Origin of the sequence: Pedobacter africanus (assembly GCF_900176535.1) — a bacterium.
Classification (GTDB): domain Bacteria; phylum Bacteroidota; class Bacteroidia; order Sphingobacteriales; family Sphingobacteriaceae; genus Pedobacter; species Pedobacter africanus.
Genome location: NZ_FWXT01000001.1, coordinates 858,960 through 883,935, shown reverse-complemented (window position 1 = coordinate 883,935; position 24,976 = coordinate 858,960). Strand labels below are relative to the sequence as shown.

Below are 24,976 nucleotides of genomic sequence, written 5' to 3'. Positions count from 1 at the left end.
CCCGGCCTATGAATGTATTGAGCAGGATATTTTCAATAACAGGATTGCTGATGGCGATGGCCTTACCATCTCATGCACAGCAGAACGATGGCCTTTCTGTGGCCAGAAAGGTGGCCGACAAGATCATTGCCGATACCCGTTTTGCCTTCGACCTGGTTCTGCAGAAAGAGGCGCTGGGGATGCAGGTGATAGATTTTAGAAGCCTGGGAGTCTTATCTGGTCAAAAGGCTTACGCCAGGAGCTGGCTTACCGCTATTAAGGATACTACAATAGGTTTTGGGTTAAGCTACGCGGGGAACATCAGCATTTGGATCAATAAAAAGCAGGTATACAAAGGCGAAAGTTCCGCCATTCAGATCCCTAAAGAGATTTCCTATAACCGTTTTACTTTTAATACACGTTTCTCAGCCGACCTGAAAAAGGGTGATAATGAGGTGACAGTTGTTTACAATCTGCCTGTAAATGCAATTCCTGTAGTATTTTTAATGCCTGTAACAGGATTGGGCGATCTGAACGCTTCCGCAAAATTCGGTTCTCTGGTTAAAGAAGACAATCATAACAGTGCCTGGATGCTACTGGGCCCACTCAACAGCAGATCGCAGACAACCCCGGAAAACGAAATGCCTGATTACCTCATGAACGGAAATACCGTACTGAACTGGGTTAAAAGCCCGCAGCGCCTTATCCCTGAGCTGGAAACCCCACCTACTGCTGCCTATCAGCGTGATCCTTATACCGACTGGCACTATTCGCACGGGACAATGGTATGGAGCATCATGGCGCTGGATAGGGCCGGGAAATATACCGACTTTGCAAAGCAGTATATTGATTTTACCCTACAACAACTTCCTTATTTCGGCTATCAGTACAATTCCCTTTTTGCCTGGCGGGGCAGCTACCATCGGGTCTTCCGCCGCACCATGCTGGATGATACCGGCGCGCCTATCCTGCCCTTTGCAGAATGGTATTTAAAAGAAAAGGACCAAGCGGTGGCTGCGCTCGTTATGCCTGTAGCACAGTATGTGGCCCAGGGGCAGGCACGGTTGAAAGACGGTACTTTTTGCCGGCCTGAACCTGTTGAGTTTACGGTTTGGGCCGACGATTTGTTCATGAGCGTACCCTTCCTGCTGCAGATGGCCAAAATTACTGGCGATAATAAGTACTACGATGATGCGGCCAAACAGGCGCTGAACTTCAGAAAGTACCTGCTTAACAGCGAAACAGGTTTATATAAACATGCCTGGTTCGACCATAAAAAACAGCCATCAGCCGCCTACTGGGGGCGTGCCAATGGCTGGATTGCCTGGGCCAATGCGGAACTGCTGGCAAAGTTGCCCAAAACACATGTCGCCTATAAACAGGTGCTCAGCAATTTTAAACAGCAGATGAAGATCCTGGTCAGTTATCAGAACAAGAACGGCTTCTGGCACCAGGTACTCAACAGACCCGATTCTTATGAAGAAACTTCCTGTACGGCGCTGTTTACCCTTGCCTTGGCCAGGGGCGTAAAGGAAGGTTGGTTAGGGGCAGCTTACAGAAAAAACGCCTTTGCTGGATGGGCGGCAGTTAAATCCAAAATAGATGATAAGGGGGTAGTACATGGCATTTGTCAGGGCACAGAACTTGGCGACGATGATGAATTTTATATGAAAAGAAAAACCATAGACAATGACCCGCGCGGTTTAGGCGCGGTCATCACGGCAGGAATAGAGATTTCAAGACTTAAATAATGAGGATGCAGTGGAGCATAATACCAGTATTTCTGTCGGGACTGCTATGCTGTAGCCCTGCAGTGAAAAACAGCTACCTATACGATATGGGCACTGCAGGTTCGCCGGTAGAAAAAGGATATACCGGTGTTCAGCCTGCCACAATATATAGCAAAGAAAGGGGTTATGGATGGATAAATAAGCCCGAAGCTGCTTTTGATACCCTGGCCGGAAAATGGAACAATGACCTGAACCGGGATGGGGTGCTGGCCAAAGACAGCCTTATTTTTAGGGCTGATTTGCCCAATGGGGATTACCTTTTAACCCTTACACTGGGCGACAATTCGGAAAAACCTTTGAAGCAGTCGGTTTACTGCAATAATGAATTGATCGCAGGTTCAGTTGTGACGCCATGGTACCGGATTCCTATAAAAAGCGTAAACAAGATCATAAATGTCAGTAAGGGAACAGCGGTTGTAAAGGTTACTTCCGATACCCGGATCGCGGTTCAGAATATTGAATTCAGGCCTTTAAGTCCTGAAAATGAAGGCGAAAATATGGGCTTTGAACAGGACACTGTAGCTGTGAAGCAGCTCAAAGGCGATTTTGTTGCAAGGTATTTAAAAGCTGCACATTATTACAATCTGGGGGCCTGGTCGGCCTCAGCCAAAAGTTCCGGTATTAATTTTACCTTCAGAATGTACCTGGCGGCAGACCTGCTGGAACAGATTGCAGCTTCAGAAAGCGACCCTTTATACGACAAAGCCATTTACTTACTTGCAAAAATCCACTACTGGTTAAACCGTGAGGATTATGATCCATACCATGAGGCAGCCGCCCAAAAATATTTCAGTATTCTTAAAAAGAAATATCCCGATGCCGCACTGATCAGGATGTACCTGGGCGAAAAAGTGCCTTTTGAAGTTCAACAGCTCCCTCATCCGAAAGGAGCGCCCCAATGGGCCGTTAAACAGCGAGAAGCTATGCAAAGAATGCTGAAGATCATCCACTGGTGGGTAAATGAAAGGCAGGCACCAAATGGCGAATTGGGTGGTAAATATGGCGATGATGTCGAAATTCTGCGTTGGTGGCTGCCTGCCATTCTGGGTGCGGATGACGCCGTTGCCAAAAAGGGGTACATCAGACTGGCAGATGGTGTTTGGAACAGTGGGATCCTGGAACGGGGCTTTGCGAAAAAAATAGATGATGTAGAACACTCGGCCGAACTGTTCAGGGATACCCACCCATCTATGTTCATGATCAGCTATGGCGATCCGGAATATATAGAACGTTGCATGATCAGTATGCAGAATTTCGAAAAGGTGTGGACTGGCATCACGCCCAAAGGGCACCGGCATTTTAAGTCATGTTATCTTTCGGCCAGCGAAGTACTGGAACAGGCTCCTATGAATGTAGATGTACCTTTAAATGCAAGGGCTGTATTGCCGGGTTTATGGGTGACCTGGTATAACCGCAATCCTACACTCATGAGACTTTTTACTGAATGGGGCAATTCCTGGCTGGAAGATGCAGCTCGTGCTGATGGGGGCAAACCCGCAGGCCTGATGCCTGCGGCCATCGTTTTTGCCGATGACAGCATAGGCGCACATACCGGCAAATGGTATGATCCGGGCCTGGAGTACGACTACTATAAATGGGAAAGCCTGGGCCATATCAACGAAATGTATGCTCAGCTCATCGGCATGTACGGTATAACCGGTAATACCGCTTTTTTAAAGCCTGTAGATTTTTGTTATAAACTGATGGAGCAGGCAGCCCTCGAAAAGCTGCCTGAAAATCCTGAACCCGGTTCTTTAAACTGGGCAAAGAAAGTGCTGCTGCGGGGTGGGGTAGACAAGGGTGCAACGGATAACCCCATGGCCGATGTATTTACCATGGCTGCGCAGCTAGGCAATACCGCTAAATACAACCAGCTGATCGCGCTTTATGGCAATTCTTACAACAAGTACAGCATTAGTAAAAACATAAAGGTTGTTAACGAAGGGCTGGAAAAAGTACTGGGTTCATTGAGGTACAACCTGCCGCTTTTAACTACAGAAGTTAAATATACTGACAGGGTGTATGTGCCCGGAAGCGACTTACTTTTCGGGATGTATACCGGGCATTTCGGCTCGGGATACGAATACCCCTCTACTGTGGCCACCTGGAAAAATACCGGTCCGGATATGGGCGTGTTTGTCAGACAGGGTGATACCAGATCTGCATTTGTTTCCCTTTACAATTTTGGGGCAGCGCGTACCGTAACCATGCAGACCTGGCTGCTGGAACCCGGAGTTTACCGGTTACGGAGCGGAACAGACCTTGATGATGACGGAGCAATAGATGCTGACGCAACCGAACGCATCATTGTACTTAAAGAAAGGGTAAACCAAGTGCAATTGCAGGCTCCTTCAGGGAAACTGCTGGCCATCAGTATTGAACAGCTAAAAGCCGGTGCACAGCCTGGTATTGCGGCCGATGTTGCGATTTCGCCCCGTGATATTTTCTTTGTAAACGGAAAGTTGGATGTTAGGGTGCACAATGTGGGAAATGCAGATGCCAGGAACATTACCGTAGAACTCTGGAATGGCAAAAAAAAGGTCAGTTCTGGCGTAATAACAAATATAGCAGCGCCAAATGACCTGCAGCCGCGCTGGAAAACGATCAGTTTTAGACTAGATCAGGCGGCCTTGCCTTCGGTCATCTCTGTAAAAGTGTTTACAGATCAGCCCGAAATCACTACTTTTAACAATACCGCATCCTATCATTTAAGGAAATAAAGCCATATAGACCATGACAGGATTTAGATTAAAATTGCCATTTCTCATTTTGATTGCCCTTGTCTTTTCCTTAAAAAGTAAGGCGCAAAATACAGATCTTAAAAAGGAATATGCCACAACGCTTGTTGGGCTGGCAGACGTACTGCTGCAACACCAGCTAAAGGACAAGAAAAAACAGGATTTTGGCGCACTGAAATGCGACTACGACCAGGTATTGCATACCCGGGCCTCGGAGGCGGTATATCCATTTGCCATCGCCTATAAAATTACGGGTAAGCGCCAATACCTGGAGGCTGCCGTTCGTACAGGTAACTGGCTCATTAAACAGCAGCAAACCGATGGCAGCTGGAAAGAAACGCCCGAAGAATGGACAGGTACAACTACAGATCAGGTACTCATGCTAATGCTGGCCTGGGGCCATCTGGAAACCCATTTAAATGCAGCCGAAAAGGCCATGTGGAACATGGCCATCCACAAGGCGGTCGATTATTTGTACCAGGTAATGACACCCGAGTTTGCCAGCATCAATTACGTAGCCACCACCTGCGCTACCCTGGCTAAGGCAGCTCTGTTTTTTAAAGATGAAAAGTACATGAAAAGGGCGAAAGAGATGGCGCACCGTACGGTCTCAAAAATGGATGAGGATGGCTTTTTAAACGGAGAAGGCGGACGAACCCATGCCAATAAGCTCGGGGCCGACCTGGGCTATAGCATGGAGATGTCGTTATGGGGGCTGGGGTTTTATGCGAAATTAAACAACGATACGGTGGTTAACAATGCCGTTAAGCACGCCCTTAAATCCCATCTATATTTCATTTACCCTGATGGTTCGCTGGACAATTCATGGGGTATCCGTTCCAATAAATGGACCACCTACGGCGGTGCTACCTCCGATGGCTGCCAGGTTTTGTTTTCCTTGTATGCCGATGAAGACCCGCGGTATGGTAAGGCGTCCTTAAAAAACCTGCAGTACCTGCGCAAAAACATCCTGCCCGGCGGGCTTGTCGCCTACGGTCCCCATCACGAAGCAGTGATGTCCCGGCCACCCTGTATCTATCCAACCTTTACCAAAGCGAAAAACCTAGCTATGGCCTGGGAACTGGAAACACATGCCAATCGCGTGCTGGCCCGGTTACCTACAGAAGAAACAGGCTGGATGAAGCATTTCAAGACCATGGATGTCATCCAGCTCCGCACCGCAAATTTTATGGCAACCGTTACCGGTTATGGATACAAGGATTACAAGGCAGGTGCAAAAAGCAAATACATGTACCGTCCTGCAGGTGGGGCCATCTCCAACTTATGGGTAAAAGATCACGGTTATTTAACGGCTTCAAGCGTAACGGAATATTCCAGGCCAGAGCCCATGAGTTTTCCCGAGGCCCCGGGCATAAAATCTTTAACCCCCAGAATTGAGTATACTGACAGCCTGGGGTATTTTACCAATCTTTTTGAGTTTGACAGCAGGATAGAAGGAGCACAGGTTGGAACCGATAGGTTTGAAGTTAAGGCTACAGGCGAATTGAAAGATAAGAACTGGCTGGCAGGAGGTGTTGGTTATAGTATAGACTATCTCTTTTCCGACAGGTCATTAATAAAAACCATTAATCTGGTTTACCACGATAGCAGTCCGGTTGTAAAAATCATAGAACCTGTTGTCAACTATAAAAGAACCGTATTTACCAGGATTGATGCCCATACGGTATTGATTACAGCAGGTGATAAACAATTCAAATTCAAACTGCTTTCCGGCAATGCAATATTAAACATTGGAAAAGAAGCAGAACGTTACTGGGCACCATACCCGGCATTAAAAGCGTTTCCCCTGGAATTGGAAGTGCATACGGTAGAAGGGGTTTTTAAGCAGGAAATTCAGTACGAATTTTCCATCATCAGATAACCACATGGGCCCTTACCTTGCTTTGTACAGGGTTTCAGACATTTGTTTTATACCATCACCGTATGCGGTGGGTTTTATTCCGAAAGTGCTTTCAAATTTCGAAGAGTTGAAATGGTAATCGTGGTTGTACTGGTAGTACATTTCTACGGTGCCGGCCACTACTTTTTTAAACAGGCCAACCATTTGCAACATGAATTTGTTGATGGTGCTGTATGCAGGTTTTACGTTATATATGCTGGCGGCCAGTTCAATAAATTCTTTTCCGGTTAGCGGGGCAGCAGTTGGTAGGTGCCAGATCTGGTTGCCCGAATCCGGATTTTGCCCTAAAAGGTACATGGCCTTACCTGTATCGGGAATATAAGTGAAATTGTGCAATACTTTAGGATCGCCAATCCATTGTGCACTTTGTTTGAGGGCATATTTATCGAGTACCATCATATCCAGGAAACTGTTCTTCGAGTCGGTGCCATAAAAGTCGGCAGCCCGTGCAATGGTGGCCTGCAGGTTGCCCGCTTTTACTTCATCCATAAGTTTTGCAGCAACACGCGCCCTCACCTCACCTTTTATGCTGACCGGGTTGTAAGGTGTAGTTTCCAGCATAGGCCCCTCAACAAGGCCATACATGTACACGTTGTCGAAAAATATAAGTCTGGCCTGGGTTTCCTTTGTTACATTAATTAAATTTTGCATGATAACCGGCCATTGCTGCTGCCAGATTTTTTTATCGTAAACCAGTCCTGCACACATGTAAATTACCTTTGAGCCTTTTACCGCTTCCAATACTTCGTGATAATTCAGCAGGTCTGCTTTTTGCCAGCTAATATTTGTACCTTCGGTTTTTACCGGCCTACGGCTAACCAGCCGAATGGTTTCATTTGGATTGTTGAACAGCAGTTCCCTGGTAAGTGCGTTTGCTGTAGGCCCGCCGGCCCCAAGTATGGTATGCATATTTTCTCCGTTTTTATTTAAGACAAAAATAGGGCAGGTTTGTGACGAAAAACGTTAACAAAAGATAAGGAATCAGTTAGCCTTTATTTCAGCCCATGATTAACCTTAGGTTAACCCATAGGGATCCCACCTTTTTTCGAGAAAAACGTGGGCTCAACGTGGGCTCAACGTGGGCTCACTGTGGGCTGAAGGTGGGCTCAGTCCGGACCTCTATAGGACGCATGTTAAACTTTAAGGAAATTTTCTAATAGATCAGTAAGGTTCTTTTCCTTATCCTTGATAACGAAACAGGCGTAATGCCTAAAAAGTTGGCAACATAATGCTGCGGTACCCTCAACATGATATCGCCTTGCTTTTCCAGCATCTGCATGTAACGTTCTTCAGGTGTCTGGGTAATGAAGGAGGCAATGCGGTCTTCGTAACAGCAGATATAATACTCGGCGACCAGCCGGCCAAAACGTTCCATTTTGAAAGCCAGCGTGGGATGGCTGAGCATCAGCTGCATATTTTTATGGGAAATAACGATCAGCTCAGTCTGCTCCAGCGCCTGTATATAACCGGCTGCCGGCTGCTGGGTAACATAACTTTTATAGGAACTGACAAATTCGTTTTCGAAACTGAAATAGCCGGTGATTTCCAAACCATCTTTAACATGATAGTAACGGACAGAGCCTGTAATGATGAAACCGATATATTTGCAAATCGCGCCCTGTACGGAGAAATGCTCTTTCTTTTTGAGCCTCATTGCTTTAAGGTAAGGCAGGAGTTCTACCCATTCCGCTTCGCTGAAACTGGCAAACCTGGACAGTCCTGCCCTGAAAACTTTTAAGGATGCTTCGGAAATATCTGTCGTTATCATAAAATGCCTCTTTTAAGGATATCGGTTTTAACAGTAAAATTAAACTTTTAAAATTGATATTATGCATATGGAATTGCTGCAAGCCCCGCATCATCTGTTTAAATCATCAGGTATAAACCTTAAAAACAAGAGATAATGGCAGAATTAAATACCATCAGAAAAGCAACGCCCAGGGTAGACTTAACCGCAATGGTAGACCTGGCTTTCCTGCTCATTACATTTTTTATGTTAACTACTTCCTTGTCGAAACCTGTTGCAATGGATATTGCCAAGCCAGATGAATCTGAAGATGGCCATCAGGAGCCTGTACCAGCATCACGGAGCATGACCATTTTATTGGGAAAGAATAATAAACTGGCCTGGTATATGGGAGAGGCAGGCAAGAACCAGCCGGTTATAGAGGGTTTTGGTCAGGTAAGGCAGTCCATTATCCGGAACAGGGATATGGTTGCGCTGAAGAACAACAATGATGCAAAGAAAACACTGTTTATTATCGTTAAGCCTACAAGTGGTTCCAGCTATAAGAATTTTGTGGACATTATGGATGAGTTGCGGATTGCTAAAATTACTGCTGCACCGGCAATAGATGATGACCACATCACTGCGGAAGAGCAGCATTTCCTGAAAGCACACAAGATCTTTTAGAAATCGGTCTGGTGTAATTCTTTTGTTGGCTGTTTCCGGAACACCCAATACTTTTGCAGGACGTAATTAAATCCGAGGGATACGATGATATCGACCATGATGCGGCTGATCTTGTAATCGATGTGCAGGCCGTTGGTAACCAGCCAGGTGCCGGATGATTTGAGGGCAATACTGCCTGCAACAACAAATATGAATTTAACAAGCTGGAAGCCTACCGGCGAGTGGTTGGCCTGGTTGGCATTGAATGTCCAGTAGCGGTTCACCGAAAAGTTAAGCACAGCACCAATGATTCCGCCAATGGCTATAGATATGGTGTAATGGATGTGCAGCAGCTCAGTGCAAAAGATCATTACACCGTAATCGAGCAACCCGCCTGTAAAAGCAGAAACCTGTGCCTTGGCAAATACAAAAACAGATTTCCTTTTACTCATTAAGCAGCGTTCTTTTTAGCCTTCCGCTCCAAACTATCTCTAATGTCTCCCAGTTTTAATAATTTCCTGGTATCAATAATGTTGATCATAAAAAGAGTGATACAGATGCCGCCGGCAAAGTACTCGATCAGGTGTCCGAATACCACTTCCAGGACGAGTATGATGGCTACAATTATCCTGATCTCTGTTGGGCCTACCACCCCGGAATCGATACTGTAGATATCGGTGATCTTGTAACGAAGTTGCGAAATGATCATTGCCCAGCCGTATAGCACCACAAAAACAAAGGCTATCAGTTCATATTTGCCACGGGCATATACCATATAACCGAGGCCAATCAGCACAGTACTCACCCAGTCCATAATGATATCTAGAGAAAAACCATACCATTTGCGCGGAATGTTGCGGTAATAAGCGATGCGACCGTCCAGAGAATCACCAAACCAGTTGATGGCCAGACCCAGCACACCTAATAAGAGATAGTTCCTGTCCAACAGATAGGTGGCCAGGATAAATCCTGCCAGAACCAATACAGAACCAAAAGTGCCGGTAAAGGTGAGCATGTTGGAAGATATGAAACCGGGGACCCTTGTGACCAGGTAAGAGATGGTTTTTTGTTCGGCCGTGTTTAAAATATTTGTTCGCTTTCTATCCTGAAATACTCTTTTTAAATCGTCAGTACCGGCAGATGTGGTCAAAGTTTCTTCTCTTAGTTTGTTCTCTTCCATTTAAGGCTTTATCTATACACTTTGAGTGTATGCGTGCAAAAGTATAGAATTTAAACAATTCAATACCCATTTTGTTGGAAAACAACCTTTCTGTGATAAATTAGTTACGGGTTTTCTTCAGTTCAATAACAGTAATTTCGGGCCAGATGCCTACACGGCCGGAAAAACCAAGAAAGCCGAAACCCCGGTTGATGTTGAGGAACCTGCCATTCTCGGAAGCAATTCCTGCCCAGTGGGCATAGCGGTATTTAACCGGGCTCCATTTGATGCCAAAGGCCTCTATGCCGAACTGCATGCCATGGGTATGGCCGGATAAAGTCAAATGAACTTTTGAGGGCAGCTTTTTCACTTCTGAATCCCAGTGGGTGGGGTCGTGGGAAAGGAGGACCTTAAAATCATTGGGGTCTACACCTGTCAGGGCTTTTTGCAGGTCGCCCCGCTCGCCAAAGCCAAGTCCCCAGTTTTCTACACCAGCGAGGATAATTTTTTCGCCATGTTTGTAGAGCTCCACATGCTCATCCAGCAGTAACCTGAAGCCCAGCTCGGCATGGTAGGTTTTGAGTTGCTGTAGGTTGGCGCGCTTTAGAGCTTCGCTTTCCCATTTGATGTAATCGCCATAATCGTGATTGCCGAGCACAGAGAATTGTCCGTATGGCGCTTTGATCTGTGAGAAATGACCGATCCAGGGTGTGATCTCTTCCGCTTTATTATTGACCAGGTCGCCGGTAAAAACAAACAGATCTGATTTTTGGGCTTTGATGAGGTTGATCCCTTTTTGTACAGACCGGGGGCTTTGAAAGCTGCCCGCATGTACATCCGAGATCTGGGTAATGGTGAAACCATCAAAATTTTCCGGCAGGTCATCAAAAAACAGTGTATGTTTAATGATGCGATAGGCATATTTGCCCCTGATGATGCCGTAAACAAAAATCAGGATGCTGAATATAAAAAGGGCCAGTGCAAACTCTACCCAGTAAATGTTGCGGGGCTTGCCCAGCAGCAGGTGGTAGGCATCCCCAGGGAGGAGTACCAGGATGAAAATGAGTTCGCTGACAAATAAGACGAGAAAAACGTGTGTGGCTATTTTGAAGAAAAGGTCCATGCCATTGTCGCGCATCCGGACAATCGAATAGATGAGCGCGGCAGTTACCACAAATATAAAAGTCCAGAAGAGGGGGGTGATGATGGGATTGCTGCTGAGGGTATGAATGCCGGACAATACATAACTGTTTAACAGAAAGAACAGTATAGTGATGATGGCAAAGGGCAGCAGGTTTATTTTTCGCTTCATTTATTTTTTTAGAATTTTTAAAAGTACAGCTTGGATGCTAAAGTGTTTGCGGTGTTACATTATATGACATTTAGAAAATAAAACGGGTAGTGTTTGTTGCATGGAATTTTTAGAGAGAAAATACACGCTCTGAGCGGGTATATTTTCTTTGAAGCAGGGAGGTATTGCAGGTGTGAAATTTTATTATGGCATTTTTTACTTTGGGTTTTGTTAAATTAATGTATTGATGTTTAGTGTTTTGTATGTTTTTTATAAAATAATATACTACTATTCCTGTATACTTTATATATTTGCTTTATGAACAGAACGAACAACAGCCTTTTTTGCCCTGACATGTACTGCATGTGCGGGTAAGATTATAGGCTGTTGAGATGAAATATTGAAGCTTCTCCGGTCTTACAGACAGAGGGGCTTTTTTTAGATAAGACCAATTAGTATGCAAAGTTTTAGGACAGAGTTAGAGAATCCTGTTGTCGAAAAAGATATCATTGATCTGGAAAAAAAGATCAGGGAATTTCGCGAAGGTAAAATCCATGATGAAAAATTCAGAAGCCTGCGCCTGGCCCGTGGCATTTACGGGCAAAGGCAGCCGGGGGTCCAGATGATCCGCATTAAACTGCCTTTTGGTAAGGTAACTTTTAAGCAGCTTCTGCGGATATCGGACGTGTCTGATAAGTATGCCAGCAGGAACCTGCACCTCACTACCCGTCAGGATATACAGATCCATTACGTGAGCCTAGACCGGACCCCGGAGCTTTGGGAAGAACTGGAACAGGACGACGTGACCATTCGCGAGGCTTGCGGCAATACGGTTAGGAATGTGACTTCTTCTCCTGATGCGGGCATCAATCCGAACGAGCCTTTTGATGTATCGCCTTATGCCCATGCCTTTTTCAGCTACTTTCTGCGCAATCCTATCTGCCAGGAAATGGGACGGAAGATCAAATTCGCTTTTTCCTCGGACGACAGGGACACGGCCTTCAGCTATATACATGACCTTGGTTTTATTCCAAAAATAAGTGAGCAGGGCGAACGAGGCTTTAAGGTTTTATTGGGTGGCGGTTTAGGCGCACAGCCTTTCCTGGCCGAACTGGTACATGAATTTTTACATGAAGACCAGATCATTCCCTATGCGGAAGCCATGTTAAGGGTATTCGACCGCTATGGCGAAAGGACCAACCGCAATAAGGCCCGCTTAAAATACCTGGTGCAGAAGCTTGGATTGGAAGAAGTACTGCGTTTAATTGAAGAGGAGCGGATTGCCAATAAAGTGAAATCTTTTAAAATAGACCGCAACACAGTGCCACAGCCGGCATTGCCTGAACGGATTGATTATCCGGCGCTGGAAGTGACAGATAACCTGGCTTACAAACACTGGCGTGCCACCAATGTGGTGCCGCAAAAGCAGGAAGGTTATTTTGCTGTTTATATTAAAGTAACCAAAGGGGATATCCCTACAGAAGAAGCCCGCAAACTGGTAGCTGCTATTGCTCCCTATGTGGCGGATGAAATAAGGGTTACCCAGAACCAGGGATTGATGCTGAAATTTGCACATGAAACCGCATTGCCAGGGTTGTATGTAGCTCTTAATGAGCTCGGCTTTGCCAAGCCAGGATTTGATAGTGTGGCCGACGTGACTACCTGTCCCGGAACAGACACTTGTAACCTGGGGATTTCGAACTCTATGTCGCTTTCGGTAGCCCTGGAAGAACTGGTGTATGAAGAATATCCGGAACTGGTTTACGAGAAAGACATCAAAATAAAGATCAGTGGCTGTATGAACTCATGCGGACAGCATGGACTTGCACATATTGGATTCCACGGAAGCTCTGTAAAAGCCAATGGCAAAGTAGTGCCGGCTGTACAGGTGATGCTTGGAGGTGGTACTGTTGGCGACGGCGAAGGCCGGGTAGCTGAAAGGGTAATCAAGGCGCCTTCAAAACGTGCAACCGATGTATTAAGAGTATTGCTGAATGATTTTGCTGCCAACAGCGGTGATACCGAGACTTTTCATGCTTATTATGACAGGCAGACTAAGGATTATTTTTATCAGCTGCTGAAACCACTGGCTGACCTCACAAATTTGAAAGATGAAGAGTTTGTAGACTGGGGCCATGAGGAAACTTTTGTAACCGCAATTGGTGTAGGGGAATGTGCAGGGGTGGTGATAGATCTGGTAGCTACGTTATTGCTGGAATCGGATGAAAAGCTGGAATGGGCAAGGGCATCTTATGCCAATGGCGCCTGGGCCGACGCCATTTACCATACCTATGCGGTATATGTAAGTGCGGCCAAGGCATTGCTGCTGGACAAAGGTGTGAACAGCAGCACGCAGATTGGCGTGATCAGGGAGTTTGACAATCACTATGTGCAGACCGGGGAAGTACAGTTGGATGGATCGTTTAACGACCGGGTATTACAAATTAACAAGAACGAGCCTACAGAAGAATTTGCGAAAGCTTATTTGAAGCTGGCGGAAGATTTTTATACAGGCATTAAAAATGCCAGAGCCGAAAAAGTGTCATGATCAGGGAGAAAAATACAATGATAAGAGAACCGAAAATAACTTTGGTAGGTGCTGGGCCGGGTGATCCGGAACTGCTGACCATAAAAGCAGTAAATGCGCTTAAAGCTGCTGATGTGGTGCTGTACGATGCCCTGGTGCATGAGGATGTGCTGGCCTATGCCCAGCCTGAAGCGATTAAGGTATACGTGGGCAAAAGATCGGGCGAGCATTCTTACGGGCAGGATACCATTAACAAACTTATGGTAGATTATGCTTTAAACTATGGCCACGTAGTGCGCTTGAAAGGCGGCGACCCTTTTGTTTTTGGCAGAGGATATGAGGAACTGGATTTTGCTGCGGGATATAGCATCCCGGTATCGGTGGTTCCTGGTTTGTCGAGTTCCATCTCCGTTCCCGGCCTGCAGCAGATTCCTGTAACGCATCGTGGCCTTAGTGAAAGCTTCTGGGTAGTTACAGGTACAACAGCCTCTGGGCAGATCTCCAACGATTTATATGAAGCAGCCAGATCTAAAGCTACTGTAGTGGTATTGATGGGCTTAGGTAAGCTTAAAGAGATTGTGAAACTGTTCAAAAATGAAGGTAAACACCAACTGCCTGTAGCCGCTATACAAAGCGGCTCTACCGAAAATGAGAAGCTGGCTATTGGCATAGTAGACACCATAGTTGAACTGGTAGAAGAAAAGGGAATCAAGGCGCCGGCGTTGCTGGTTTTTGGAGAAGTGGTTTCATTGCATCCATCGTTTCAGCCGATCAGGGATTTTTATCAGGCACTAAAAGAAGAACTTTAACGCAATGGAAGGCAATCAGTTATTTCCGGTTTTCATAAAGCTAAACGAGCTGCATACCCTGGTTATAGGGGCTGGGCCTGTTGGCTTAGAGAAATTAATGGCATTGCTGAACAATAGCAACCATGCCAGGGTCACTGTCTTGGCTGAAACGGTAATTGACGAACTAAGTGTTTTTGCTGCAGGATTTCCTACAGTTGACGTGGTGCAGAAAAGTTTTGAAGCATCGGATCTGGAGGGGATCAATCTTGTGGTTGCCGCTACCAATAACAATGAGCTGAACGCAGAGGTAAAAAGGGAAGCCAATAAACGTGGTTTACTGGTTAATGTGGCTGATAAACCTGAATTGTGCGATTTTTATCTCGGGTCGGTAGTGCAGAAGGGCGACCTGAAGATAGCCATAAGTACCAATGGCAAATCGCCAACCATTGCCAAGCGCCTAAAGGAAGTGCTCACCGATAGTCTGCCCAATAGTTTGAACATTACGCTAAAACAGATGCAGATATTGAGAAATATGCTGAAGGGCGATTTTAGCTCAAAGGTGCAGCGCCTGAATGAAGTAACAGAAATTTTGATGAAGCCTTTAGATAAAGAACAACAATGAATACGAAGCTTATAGCTATAGGAGAAAAAATTAAAGGGCTTGACCCGGTAGCGGCATTGGCATATCTTGCAGCTGCTTATCCGGGAAAGATCGTATTCTCAACAAGTTTTGGCTGGGAAGACCAGGTGATTACGCACATGATTTTTGCGAACGATCTGCCTATAGAAGTGTTTACCCTGGAAACAGGTCGCTTGTTTCCGGAAACCTATTACGTATGGAACCGTACGCTTGAGGTTTACAAAAAGCCGATCCACGCTTATTTCCCACAGGCAGATGCTTTGCAGAAAATGGTAGATAGCAAAGGACCAAGCAGCTTTTATGAATCAGTAGAGAACCGGAAGGAGTGCTGCGGTATCAGAAAACTGGAACCATTGAGAAGGGCTTTAAAAGGAAATGAGCTGTGGGTGACCGGCATCAGGGCTGAGCAGTCTTTGAACCGTACAGATATGATTGACCTGGAGTGGGACGAGCAAAACCAACTGATCAAATTCCATCCGATATTCGGCTGGTCGCTGGATGAGGTAAAAGCCTATATCAAGAAACACAATATTGTCTACAACACCTTACATGATAAAGGCTTTCCGAGTATAGGTTGTGCCCCCTGTACCAGGGCGGTCCGTGAAGGAGAAGATTTCAGGGCTGGTCGCTGGTGGTGGGAAGATCAGTCAAAAAAGGAATGTGGTTTACATGCCACTCAATAATTGAACAGAAATATGAGTACCTATAATTTAGATTATTTAGACGAGTTAGAGGCCGAGGCCATTCACATCTTACGTGAAGTGGCGGGGCAATTTGAGAAGCCTGCGCTGCTGTTTTCGGGTGGAAAGGATTCCATTACGCTGGTGAGGTTGGCCGAAAAAGCTTTCAGGCCGGGTAAGTTCCCTTTTCCGCTGGTACACATTGATACCGGGCATAATTTTGAGGAAACCATCATTTACCGCGACAATATGGTGCAGCGGCTGGGTGAAAAACTGATCGTTGGCAGTGTGCAGGATTCCATTGACCAGGGAAAGGTGGTAGAGCAAACGGGCAAGAATGCGAGCAGAAATGCCTTGCAGACGGTTACATTGCTGGATACCATTGCTTTTCATGGCTTTGATGCCTGTATTGGCGGTGCCAGAAGAGATGAGGAAAAAGCACGAGCTAAAGAACGTATCTTTTCAGTAAGGGACGAATTTGGTCAGTGGGACCCTAAGCGTCAGCGTCCGGAGTTGTGGAACATTTACAATGGAAAGATCCATAAGGGAGAAAATGTTAGGGTATTCCCTATCAGTAACTGGACTGAGCTGGATGTATGGAACTACATCAGACGAGAAAATATTGATTTGCCGACCATTTATTTTGCGCATTACCGGGATGTGATAACGAGGAACGGTCAGTTAATGGCTGCGTCACCGTTTTTAAATATGGATGAGGAGGATGTGATCGAACATAAGAAAGTGAGGTTTCGTACCGTAGGTGACATGAGCTGTACGGCTGCTGTTGAATCTGACGCGGATGAGATTGATAACATCATTGCCGAGATCACTGCATCAAAAATCAGTGAACGCGGGGCCCGCATGGATGATAAAGTTTCGGAAGCAGCAATGGAAGACCGTAAGAAAGGAGGATACTTTTAATGAACATACTTAAATTTTTTACAGCCGGCAGTGTTGATGATGGCAAGAGCACGCTAATTGGAAGGCTATTATACGATACAGATTCTATTCTTGCCGATCAGCTCGAAGCTTTACAGCAATCGAACCGTAAAAATGATGACGGAACAATTGACCTGGCCATTTTGACGGATGGCTTGAGGGCAGAGCGGGAGCAGGGCATTACCATTGATGTAGCTTATAAATATTTTCAAACAGATAAACGTAAGTTCATTATTGCAGATACACCTGGGCACATTCAGTATACAAGGAACATGGTTACCGGTGCATCGACAGCTAAGCTGGCCATTATTTTAATTGATGCGCGCAATGGAGTGGTAGAACAAACCATCCGCCACTCGTATCTGGTATCCTTATTGGGCATTGAGCATGTGGTGGTGTGCTTAAACAAAATGGACATGGTGGGGTATAGTGAAACCCTGTTCAATGCAATAACCGAAAAATATAAAGCCCTCGCAGCAGAGCTAAACCTGAAAGACGTGAATTTTATCCCCGTTAGTGCTTTAAAAGGTGACAATGTGGTGAATGAGTCGGAAAACATGCCTTGGTACCAGGGCAGGAGCCTGCTACACTTTCTGGAAACTGTAGACGTTGCGGATGAAGATTATGGGCTGGCCCGGATGCCGGTTCAATGGGTGGTCCGTCCTCAGACAGAAGCCCTGCATGATTATCGGGGTTATGCAGGAAGGGTATTGAGTGGATCATTTAATGTGAACGATCGCGTAACGGTATTGCCTTCGGGTAACAGTTCAGTGATTGAACGCATTGAGATATTTGACCAGCAGCCTTCGGTAGCCCATGCGGGGCAGTCGGTAACCTTACACCTGAAAGATGATATCGACATCAGCAGGGGTGATGTGCTGGTGAACTCAGCTCACCTGCCCCAGCGTGCGCAGCTTATCGAGGCCGACATTTGCTGGATGGATACACGTCCGTTGGATGACAGCATTACCTACCTGCTGCAGCACAATAGCAAGCTGACGAAATGTAAAATCAAAGAGGTACTTCATAAGGTTGACATCAATACCCTGGAAAAACAGGAAGCTTATGAGTTCCGATTAAATGACATCGGCAGGGTGATTCTGAAAACTGCTGATGAGCTGGCATTTGATTTTTACGGTGACAATAAAGCCAATGGTGCGGCTATTTTAATTGACAGCAGGACGAATTTAACGGTTGCAGCATTGATGTTCAGGGCTGTAGCGGAGTAGCCTCTCGTTTGTAAGCAATATATATTTTACAAAAAAGGATACACTATTCTGCGGCTGGAATAAATTACTTTTTCCTTTTGGAAAAAGTAAATGAATCCTAGGCCGCTTCATAGTATATCCTTTTTTGTTGGCGCATACCTGTTTGGTGCAATGTTTTACACGTGCAGTTTGAGCGTTTTGTTAAAGAAAATGGTTGTGCTGTGGAGAAACCCAGGAACTTTTGCCCATTTAGCGAAGCGGACAAAAGGTTCCAGTTTCGGAACAGCATACCATTTTTTAAAACCAAAGGGCCTGTAAAATATTTTTCTGCAAATATTTGCTTTACGTTTCTTAATCCCTATTTTGAGGTACTTTTTAAACCCAGGGATTATGGAGATTATACACCTCAGTGCAGAATGCTATCCGATTGCTAAAGTTGGTGGTTTGGGCGATGTGGTAGGTGCTTTGCCGAAGTACCAGAACAAGCTTGGGCAGGTGGCTAAGGTAGTAATGCCTGCCTACCAGACCAGGTTTATGCAGGAAAATGAGTTTGAAGCGGTTTACGATGGCTGGGGCAAACTGGGCTTTCATAATTTTACAGTAAGGATATTCAGGGAAAAGACCAATAAATTGGGCTTTGACCTTTATCTGGTACATATAGCGGGTTTACTGGACAGGCCGCAAGTATATGGATATGAAGATGACACCGAGCGTTTCCTGGCCTTTCAGATTGCGGTGCTGGACTGGATGGCGCAATGGGAACACAGACCCGATGTGGTGCATTGCCATGATCACCATACCGGACTGGTACCTTTTATGATGGCTTATTGCCAGCAATTCCGTCACCTGAGCCAGGTGCCTACCGTCTTAACGATACATAACGCACAATACCAGGGCCAATTTGGCTGGGACAAATTGCATTACATTCCGCCGTTTGACTTATGGAAATCCGGACAATTGGACTGGAAAGGTGCCATTAATCCCTTGGCTTCGGCCATAAAATGTGCCTGGCGGGTAACCACTGTTTCGCCCAGTTACTTGGATGAAATCAGCTTTAAGGCAAATGGCCTTGAAGACCTTTTGGCACAAGAACGTGGCAAATCGGTGGGGATACTTAACGGGATAGACAACGATGTGTGGAATCCGCAAACGGATCCAATGCTCGATAAAACCTATACACTACGTACGGTAGATGCTGGTAAAAAGGCTAATAAGGAAGCGTTATGTGAGATATTTAAACTTGATCCTGAAAAACCACTTTTTACTTTCATTGGACGGCTTGTAGGGGAGAAGGGGGCGGACCTGCTTCCCGATATCTTTTATAATACGCTGATTACCTATAACAGCCAGGTTAATGTACTGGTGCTGGGATCTGGAGATCAGCAGGTTGAGGGTAGGTTATCGCATCTGAAAGAGGTATTCCCTGGGAATTATAATGTGTATATCGGCTACAATGAGCAACTGTCGCACCAGATTTATGCCGGAGCCGACTTTTTACTGATGCCAAGCAGGGTAGAACCCTGTGGCCTGAACCAGATGTATGCTTTAAGATATGGCACCATTCCAATTGTAAGAAGAATAGGCGGGTTAAAAGATACAGTTACGGATATTGGAGATGACGGTTTTGGCATTTGTCATGACCAGAGCAGTGTCTGGGATGTAGGGCATGCCATCGGTCGTGCAGTTGAATTGTACGAAAATATAAAACGTATAAAAGAAATACGTAAGTTTATCATGCAGCTGGACCACTCATGGGATAGGGCAGCGCAACAATATATAGATCTATACCAAATGTAAAACAGAAAACTATGACCGATAAAGTATTGGGTGTAATTCTTGGCGGCGGCCAGGGCTCCAGGTTAGCCCCTCTTACACAAACACGCTCAAAACCTGCTGTGCCAATTGCAGGAAAATATAGATTGGTGGATATTCCAATCTCAAATTGTCTAAATTCAGGTATTCACCGTATGTTTGTTTTAACGCAGTTTAACTCTGCATCCCTGAATAAGCACATTAAAAATACTTATCATTTTAGTCATTTCAGTTCTGCTTTTGTTGATATTTTGGCTGCGGAACAGACCCCTGATAACCCAACCTGGTTCCAGGGCACTGCAGATGCCGTGCGGCAAACTATGCACCACCTGCTAAACCATGAATTTGAATATGTGCTGATCCTTTCGGGCGACCAGCTTTACCAGATGGATTTTAAGGATATGGTGCAGGCACATATCGACAGCGGGGTGCAGATCAGTATTGCTACCATTCCTGTGAATGCCAAAGATGCCCCTGATTTTGGAATCCTTAAATCAGACGAGCAGAATATCATTACATCATTTATTGAAAAGCCGAAGAGTAACCTGGAAGACTGGGTTTCTGATACGGGCCATGAAATGCAGGCAGAGGGACGGAATTACCTGGCCTCAATGGGCATCTACATTTTCAACAAAGACTTGCTGATCAAGATTTTTGCAGAAAATGCAGAGGAGAAAGACTTCGGGAAAGAGATCATTCCGAGAATGCTAACAGAACACAAAGTGCTGAGTTATCAATACGAAGGCTATTGGACAGATATAGGGAACATTTCTTCATTTTTTGAGGCCAACCTTGGACTAACAGATGAGATTCCTAAATTTAACCTGTTCGATAGTCACCACAGCATCTTTACCCGTGCCCGCATGCTGCCGCCATCAAAAATTCTTGGAACTACGCTGGATAAGACCATTATTGCCGAAGGTTGTATTTTGCAGGCCAAAAGCATTAAACATGCGGTTATCGGTATTCGTGCAAGAATAGGTGTAGGTACAGAAATAGAAAGCTGCTATATTATGGGTAGTGATAAGTATCAGACGCTGATAGAGATTGAAAAGGAGAAAGGAGAAAAACCACTGATCGGGATTGGCGACAACTGTAAGATCGTAAATGCAATTATTGACAAGAACAGTCGTATTGGTGATAATGTCCAGATCATTGGGGGTAGCCATTTAACGGATGGCGACCACGCTTTGTATACAGTTAAAGATGGGATTGTTGTGGTGAAAAAAGGTGCGATTATCCCTAACGGAACTGTAATTAGTTGATTTTTCCAGAAAAGCAGTTGGTCTGGCTGAGTCTGTTTATATTTACGGAATGGAACGTAGTTTTACAGATCAGCTTGGGCGAACAATCGTTGTTAATTATCCTCCAAAAAGAATAGTGTCTATTGTCCCATCTCAGACAGAGCTGCTTTTTGACCTGGGGCTGGATGCTGAGGTGATCGGTATTACCAAGTTCTGTATACACCCGATAGATAAGTTTGCTTCGAGGGCAAAGGTAGGTGGTACAAAGCGTCTGGATCTGGAGTTAATCAGAAGCCTGAAGCCGGATCTGATTATTGGGAATAAGGAAGAAAATGAAAAAGAACAGGTTGAGGTCCTGATGAGTGAGTTCCCGATATGGATGAGTGATATTTATACACTGGAGGATGCTCAGAAAACTATTGCGGAAATAGGGATGCTGATAAACCGGGAACCGGAAGCTGCTTATTTGAATCATTTAATTTATGCAGGTTTTACGGACCTGAAAACATTGGCACTGCAGAATGGCATCCATAAAAAAGTTGCCTACCTGATTTGGAGGAAACCTTATATGCTGGCGGGAAGGGATACTTTCATAGACAATATTTTAACCTGGAATGGATTGCAGAATGTGATTGTTGAAAGCCGCTATCCTGAGCTTGATTTGGCAGAACTGAAATTGTTAAAACCAGATTTGGTTTTTCTTTCTTCCGAACCTTACCCTTTTAAAGAGAAACACCTGGAAGAAATCGGAAATGCAGTTCCTGAGGCCCGGGTAATGCTTGTTGATGGAGAAATGTTTTCCTGGTATGGGAGCAGACTTGTTAAGGCCGTACAATACCTTTTTCAATTGCAAAAAGAACTGTATTAGTACCAGATCTCGTTGGCTGCGGTAAGTATAATGGGTTTTCCATCGGTTACGATAATGGTATGCTCATGTTGTACCGCAAACCCGCCTTTATTACCTAAGAGTGTCCAGCCATCTTTTGCCTGTTCCGCATACGTTGAATCTGTAGTAATGAATGTTTCGATAGCTACCACGCTGTTCTTTTTAAAACGTTGCTTATTGTAGCGATTATAGCAGTTCAGGATTTCGCTTGGCTCCTCATGCAGGCTGCGGCCAACACCGTGCCCGGCCAGGTTTTTTATGACTTTAAAACCTGATTTTCTTGCCTCGCTTTCAATGAGTGCTCCTATGTCGGCAATTTTTACACCTCCTTTAATCTGGTTTATTGCTTTAAATAAGATCTGTTTGGAAGCATCTACTAAGGGTTGACGATTGTAAAGGTCTTTACCTAGTACAAAAGAACCACCATTGTCTGCCCAAAAGCCATTTAATTCAGCCGATACATCAATGTTCACAAGATCGCCCTCCATCAGGATTTTCTCTTGGGAAGGGATACCATGTGCAACTTCATTGTTGATACTGATGCAAGTCCATCCCGGAAAACCATAAGTGAGTTTAGGAGCGGATTTGGCACCAAAGCTGCTGAGTATCTGCCCGCCAAAATCATCGAGTTCTCCGGTGCTCATTCCTGGCTTTGCCCAGGCCCGCATTTCCTTTAAGGTTATTGCCACAGCTTCGCTGATCATTTCCATTCCCTCTAACTCGAATTCTGATGTAATAGACATACTTACCTGTAATATAGTTCTGAATAAAGTCGCAAGATACCTAAAAACTATTTCTCTTGTTCCATTTCAATCCAGCGAAGGAGTGTTTTTTGACATAGGAATAGAACTTTGCTGAATTTCATTTGAAGAAATGGCATCCTCTGCATGGCAGCCTACCATTCCAAGTAAATCCTTTAACTCATCGTAGAATAATAGCATGTCAATCATCCGGTCACTGTCTACTTCGGTTGCATTATGCAAAAACCAGCCCTTATACATCTCCCATAAGAGGGCTTTCATTTCATCTTTGCCATAATTTTCAAATAAACCTTTAGTATTCATTAAATATTTGCCATCATCCATGACACCAAATATAAATAATTAACAAAATAATATGTATAATATTGTTGTAATTAAATTTTGTAACTATAATGTCCCTTTTTAATCTTTAATCGGTGTTTTCGTTTAAAAAATGATTTAAAATGAGCTAAGGAGCCTTCAGATTGCGCGAACAGCTGTAAGGCCCAGCGTAAAGATTATGAAATAAAGGTGCTTTTCACCTATGCGCTTTTGGACATTCTTATTGAAAAATGTTTTGCTGTAAACCAGTGGGTTAAGTATCCCGTCTGAAAATAATTTGAAAAGCCTTTTGACTTTTGATAACAATCCCTATCTTTGCAGTCCTAAATAAATCCTAACTGCGGAAGTGGCGTAATTGGTAGCCGCACCAGACTTAGGATCTGGCGCTTCACGGCGTGGGGGTTCGAGTCCCTTCTTCCGCACTACAAAAATTCCCCCGCAACACGGGGGAATTTTTATATAAAGACATTAACACAAATATTGATTCAGAAAGATGAACATTACACAGGAAAAAATTAACGACTTAAATGCAGTTGTAAAAATTAAGATTTCGCCTGAGGATTATACTGAAAAGGTTGATAAATCTATAAAGGAACAAGCTAAAAAAGCAAACCTTCCAGGTTTCCGTAAAGGAATGGTTCCTGCAGCCCACATCAAAAAGATGTATGGCAGAAGTATCCTGGTAGAAGAAATCAATAATTTGTTGAGTGAAACTTTAAACAAGCACCTTACAGATAATAAGGTTGAGATACTTGGCCAGCCACTTCCTGTAATGGATGATACCAAAGAGTTCAAATGGGATTACACAGATGAATTTGAGTTTGATTATGAACTGGGGCTTGCTCCGGCTATTGATGTTGCAGTAACTTCAAAAGACAAGTTTACACAATATGTTGTTAAAGCTGACGCAGAGACATTGGCCTCACGTATCAAAAATATCCGTAAAAGCTATGGCAAAATGACAAACCCTGAAGTTTCGGCAGATGGTGATGTGCTTTATGCTGAATTAACACAACTTTCGGCAGATGGTTCAGTTTTTGAAGGTGGTATTACATCAACCGGATCTGTTCGTTTAGATCAGGTAACAGATAAAAAGATATTAAAATCTTTAATCGGTTTAAAAAAGGATGACGTAGCAGAGCTTGATGTTCAGAAAGCTTTTGATAAGAATGAGGTGATCATTGCCAAATTGTTAAACATCAGCGAAGAGGATGCTAAAGACCTGCAGTCTAAATTCCGTGTAACGGTTAAGAATGTAAACCGTTTGGAAGAGGCTGATTTAAACCAGGAGTTCTTTGATAAATTATTTGGTGCAGGTGTAGTGACAGATGAGGCTGGCTTTAACACTAAGATCACTGAGGAAATAGAAAGCATGTTTAAACAGGATGCAGACCGTAAATTGCAGAATGACATTTATACCAAGCTGATTGAAAGTGTAAAAATGGACTTGCCGGATGAGTTTTTACGTAAGTGGTTAAAAGCTACTAACGAGAAACTGACGGATGAGGAATTGGCTGAAGGTTATGATGATTTTGCAAAAAACCTGAAATGGACTTTGATTGAGAACAAACTGATCAAGGACAACAACATCGAAATTAAATATGAAGATGTGTTCCAAACTGCTAAACAACGTTTAGATACACAGTTCAGAATGTATAGCCCTAGTCCGATGCCGGAAGATCAACTAGCGCAGTATACTGCTACCTTCCTGAAAGAGAAAGACAACGCAAACCGTATTTTTGATGAAGTTAAAGCCATGAAGGTTTTTGAATACATCCAGTCGGCGGCTACTTTGGACCAAAAAGAAATAGCTTATAATAAGTTTATAGAATTGAAATAGAAAACGCGCTTTACAGCAAAGTTTTTTAATCATATAAATGTATAAGGCGGCTTTGAAAAA

At 44.5% G+C, this 24,976-nt stretch carries 21 protein-coding genes and 1 tRNA gene; 15 read left to right on the top strand and 7 right to left on the bottom strand.

The annotated features are described in order from the left end of the window. Positions 1-8: 8 nt before the first annotated feature. From B9A91_RS03630 to B9A91_RS03620, 3 genes are read left to right on the top strand one after another with little or no spacing between them, the layout of a single operon-like run. Complete coding sequence (locus B9A91_RS03630; protein WP_084237049.1) at positions 9-1,730, top strand: glycoside hydrolase family 88/105 protein; 1,722 nt, start codon at positions 9-11, stop codon at positions 1,728-1,730. Between the two features lie 5 nt (positions 1,731-1,735). Continuing rightward, positions 1,736-4,489: a tetratricopeptide repeat protein gene (locus tag B9A91_RS03625; protein WP_144008847.1), complete on the top strand. Its 2,754-nt coding sequence runs from the start codon at positions 1,736-1,738 to the stop codon at positions 4,487-4,489. A 13-nt stretch (positions 4,490-4,502) separates the two neighbouring features. Next, positions 4,503-6,389: an ulvan lysase-like protein gene (locus tag B9A91_RS03620; RefSeq protein ID WP_084237047.1), complete on the top strand. Its 1,887-nt coding sequence runs from the start codon at positions 4,503-4,505 to the stop codon at positions 6,387-6,389. Between the two features lie 12 nt (positions 6,390-6,401). Here B9A91_RS03620 and B9A91_RS03615 read toward each other — a convergent pair whose 3' ends face one another. After that, the gene (locus B9A91_RS03615; RefSeq protein ID WP_084237046.1) at positions 6,402-7,337 is read right to left on the bottom strand and encodes an NAD-dependent epimerase/dehydratase family protein; all 936 of its coding nucleotides are present in this window, start codon (positions 7,335-7,337) and stop codon (positions 6,402-6,404) included. Between the two features lie 244 nt (positions 7,338-7,581). Further along, positions 7,582-8,196 carry a Crp/Fnr family transcriptional regulator gene (locus B9A91_RS03610; protein ID WP_084237045.1) on the bottom strand — a complete coding sequence of 205 codons (615 nt, stop codon included), beginning with the start codon at positions 8,194-8,196 and terminating at the stop codon, positions 7,582-7,584. Between the two features lie 135 nt (positions 8,197-8,331). Here B9A91_RS03610 and B9A91_RS03605 point away from each other — a divergent pair, with 135 nt between their 5' ends. Continuing rightward, positions 8,332-8,841 carry an ExbD/TolR family protein gene (locus tag B9A91_RS03605; RefSeq protein WP_084237044.1) on the top strand — a complete coding sequence of 170 codons (510 nt, stop codon included), beginning with the start codon at positions 8,332-8,334 and terminating at the stop codon, positions 8,839-8,841. Here B9A91_RS03605 and B9A91_RS03600 read toward each other — a convergent pair. The 3 genes from B9A91_RS03600 to B9A91_RS03590 form a co-directional block, all read right to left on the bottom strand. Further along, positions 8,838-9,272: a GtrA family protein gene (locus B9A91_RS03600; RefSeq protein WP_084237043.1), complete on the bottom strand. Its 435-nt coding sequence runs from the start codon at positions 9,270-9,272 to the stop codon at positions 8,838-8,840. The two genes, B9A91_RS03605 and B9A91_RS03600, sit on opposite strands and share 4 nt — an antisense overlap. Next, positions 9,272-10,000: a CDP-alcohol phosphatidyltransferase family protein gene (locus B9A91_RS03595; RefSeq protein WP_084237042.1), complete on the bottom strand. Its 729-nt coding sequence runs from the start codon at positions 9,998-10,000 to the stop codon at positions 9,272-9,274. Before B9A91_RS03595 ends, B9A91_RS03600 begins: the two co-directional genes overlap by 1 nt. Positions 10,001-10,100: 100 nt before the next feature. Next, the gene (locus tag B9A91_RS03590) at positions 10,101-11,291 is read right to left on the bottom strand and encodes a metallophosphoesterase (protein ID WP_084237041.1); all 1,191 of its coding nucleotides are present in this window, start codon (positions 11,289-11,291) and stop codon (positions 10,101-10,103) included. A gap of 436 nt (positions 11,292-11,727) precedes the next feature. Here B9A91_RS03590 and B9A91_RS03585 point away from each other — a divergent pair, with 436 nt between their 5' ends. From B9A91_RS03585 to B9A91_RS03545, 9 genes are all read left to right on the top strand, one after another. Next, complete coding sequence (locus tag B9A91_RS03585; protein ID WP_084237040.1) at positions 11,728-13,818, top strand: HEPN domain-containing protein; 2,091 nt, start codon at positions 11,728-11,730, stop codon at positions 13,816-13,818. 17 nt (positions 13,819-13,835) lie between these two features. Then, the gene (gene cobA, locus B9A91_RS03580; RefSeq protein WP_235012450.1) at positions 13,836-14,606 is read left to right on the top strand and encodes a uroporphyrinogen-III C-methyltransferase; all 771 of its coding nucleotides are present in this window, start codon (positions 13,836-13,838) and stop codon (positions 14,604-14,606) included. A 4-nt stretch (positions 14,607-14,610) separates the two neighbouring features. After that, positions 14,611-15,207, top strand: coding sequence for a precorrin-2 dehydrogenase/sirohydrochlorin ferrochelatase family protein (locus tag B9A91_RS03575; RefSeq protein WP_084237038.1), 597 nt, complete (start codon positions 14,611-14,613; stop codon positions 15,205-15,207). After that, positions 15,204-15,908 carry a phosphoadenylyl-sulfate reductase gene (locus B9A91_RS03570; RefSeq protein WP_084237037.1) on the top strand — a complete coding sequence of 235 codons (705 nt, stop codon included), beginning with the start codon at positions 15,204-15,206 and terminating at the stop codon, positions 15,906-15,908. Before B9A91_RS03575 ends, B9A91_RS03570 begins: the two co-directional genes overlap by 4 nt. Before the next feature lie 12 nt (positions 15,909-15,920). Then, positions 15,921-16,826 carry a sulfate adenylyltransferase subunit CysD gene (cysD, locus tag B9A91_RS03565; protein WP_084237036.1) on the top strand — a complete coding sequence of 302 codons (906 nt, stop codon included), beginning with the start codon at positions 15,921-15,923 and terminating at the stop codon, positions 16,824-16,826. Beyond that, positions 16,826-18,073: a sulfate adenylyltransferase subunit 1 gene (locus B9A91_RS03560; protein WP_084237035.1), complete on the top strand. Its 1,248-nt coding sequence runs from the start codon at positions 16,826-16,828 to the stop codon at positions 18,071-18,073. The genes cysD and B9A91_RS03560 overlap by 1 nt, the downstream gene beginning before the upstream one ends. A 369-nt stretch (positions 18,074-18,442) precedes the next feature. Then, positions 18,443-19,849, top strand: a complete 1,407-nt coding sequence (locus B9A91_RS03555; protein WP_084237034.1) for a glycogen synthase — start codon at positions 18,443-18,445, stop codon at positions 19,847-19,849. An 11-nt stretch (positions 19,850-19,860) separates the two neighbouring features. Next, positions 19,861-21,129: a glucose-1-phosphate adenylyltransferase gene (locus B9A91_RS03550; RefSeq protein WP_084237033.1), complete on the top strand. Its 1,269-nt coding sequence runs from the start codon at positions 19,861-19,863 to the stop codon at positions 21,127-21,129. 49 nt (positions 21,130-21,178) lie between these two features. Continuing rightward, positions 21,179-21,976 (top strand): ABC transporter substrate-binding protein, encoded by a 798-nt coding sequence (locus tag B9A91_RS03545; RefSeq protein ID WP_084237032.1) that lies wholly within the window; start codon positions 21,179-21,181, stop codon positions 21,974-21,976. On the opposite strand, the gene map is transcribed toward B9A91_RS03545, so the two are convergent. Further along, the gene (map, locus tag B9A91_RS03540) at positions 21,973-22,737 is read right to left on the bottom strand and encodes a type I methionyl aminopeptidase (protein ID WP_084237031.1); all 765 of its coding nucleotides are present in this window, start codon (positions 22,735-22,737) and stop codon (positions 21,973-21,975) included. The genes B9A91_RS03545 and map overlap by 4 nt on opposite strands. A 66-nt stretch (positions 22,738-22,803) precedes the next feature. Continuing rightward, positions 22,804-23,058, bottom strand: coding sequence for a hypothetical protein (locus B9A91_RS03535; protein ID WP_144008846.1), 255 nt, complete (start codon positions 23,056-23,058; stop codon positions 22,804-22,806). 358 nt (positions 23,059-23,416) lie between these two features. Between B9A91_RS03535 and B9A91_RS03530 the strand changes: the two genes are divergently transcribed. Continuing rightward, positions 23,417-23,498, top strand: a tRNA-Leu gene (locus tag B9A91_RS03530). Between the two features lie 71 nt (positions 23,499-23,569). Beyond that, positions 23,570-24,916 (top strand): trigger factor, encoded by a 1,347-nt coding sequence (gene tig, locus B9A91_RS03525; RefSeq protein WP_084237029.1) that lies wholly within the window; start codon positions 23,570-23,572, stop codon positions 24,914-24,916. Positions 24,917-24,976: the final 60 nt, after the last annotated feature.

Bases quoted from the DNA above. Each gene is read 5' to 3' on its own strand.
- map (WP_084237031.1), bottom strand. From the start codon at position 22,737: ATGTCTATTACATCAGAATTCGAGTTAGAGGGAATGGAAATGATCAGC.
- B9A91_RS03600 (WP_084237043.1), bottom strand. From the start codon at position 9,272: ATGAGTAAAAGGAAATCTGTTTTTGTATTTGCCAAGGCACAGGTTTCT.
- B9A91_RS03625 (WP_144008847.1), top strand. From the start codon at position 1,736: ATGCAGTGGAGCATAATACCAGTATTTCTGTCGGGACTGCTATGCTGT.
- B9A91_RS03560 (WP_084237035.1), top strand. From the start codon at position 16,826: ATGAACATACTTAAATTTTTTACAGCCGGCAGTGTTGATGATGGCAAG.
- B9A91_RS03605 (WP_084237044.1), top strand. From the start codon at position 8,332: ATGGCAGAATTAAATACCATCAGAAAAGCAACGCCCAGGGTAGACTTA.
- cobA (WP_235012450.1), top strand. From the start codon at position 13,836: ATGATAAGAGAACCGAAAATAACTTTGGTAGGTGCTGGGCCGGGTGAT.
- cysD (WP_084237036.1), top strand. From the start codon at position 15,921: ATGAGTACCTATAATTTAGATTATTTAGACGAGTTAGAGGCCGAGGCC.
- B9A91_RS03620 (WP_084237047.1), top strand. From the start codon at position 4,503: ATGACAGGATTTAGATTAAAATTGCCATTTCTCATTTTGATTGCCCTT.
- B9A91_RS03555 (WP_084237034.1), top strand. From the start codon at position 18,443: ATGGAGATTATACACCTCAGTGCAGAATGCTATCCGATTGCTAAAGTT.
- B9A91_RS03615 (WP_084237046.1), bottom strand. From the start codon at position 7,337: ATGCATACCATACTTGGGGCCGGCGGGCCTACAGCAAACGCACTTACC.
- B9A91_RS03590 (WP_084237041.1), bottom strand. From the start codon at position 11,291: ATGAAGCGAAAAATAAACCTGCTGCCCTTTGCCATCATCACTATACTG.
- B9A91_RS03535 (WP_144008846.1), bottom strand. From the start codon at position 23,058: ATGAATACTAAAGGTTTATTTGAAAATTATGGCAAAGATGAAATGAAA.
- B9A91_RS03570 (WP_084237037.1), top strand. From the start codon at position 15,204: ATGAATACGAAGCTTATAGCTATAGGAGAAAAAATTAAAGGGCTTGAC.
- B9A91_RS03595 (WP_084237042.1), bottom strand. From the start codon at position 10,000: ATGGAAGAGAACAAACTAAGAGAAGAAACTTTGACCACATCTGCCGGT.
- B9A91_RS03585 (WP_084237040.1), top strand. From the start codon at position 11,728: ATGCAAAGTTTTAGGACAGAGTTAGAGAATCCTGTTGTCGAAAAAGAT.
- B9A91_RS03545 (WP_084237032.1), top strand. From the start codon at position 21,179: ATGGAACGTAGTTTTACAGATCAGCTTGGGCGAACAATCGTTGTTAAT.
- B9A91_RS03610 (WP_084237045.1), bottom strand. From the start codon at position 8,196: ATGATAACGACAGATATTTCCGAAGCATCCTTAAAAGTTTTCAGGGCA.
- B9A91_RS03575 (WP_084237038.1), top strand. From the start codon at position 14,611: ATGGAAGGCAATCAGTTATTTCCGGTTTTCATAAAGCTAAACGAGCTG.
- B9A91_RS03630 (WP_084237049.1), top strand. From the start codon at position 9: ATGAATGTATTGAGCAGGATATTTTCAATAACAGGATTGCTGATGGCG.
- tig (WP_084237029.1), top strand. From the start codon at position 23,570: ATGAACATTACACAGGAAAAAATTAACGACTTAAATGCAGTTGTAAAA.
- B9A91_RS03550 (WP_084237033.1), top strand. From the start codon at position 19,861: ATGACCGATAAAGTATTGGGTGTAATTCTTGGCGGCGGCCAGGGCTCC.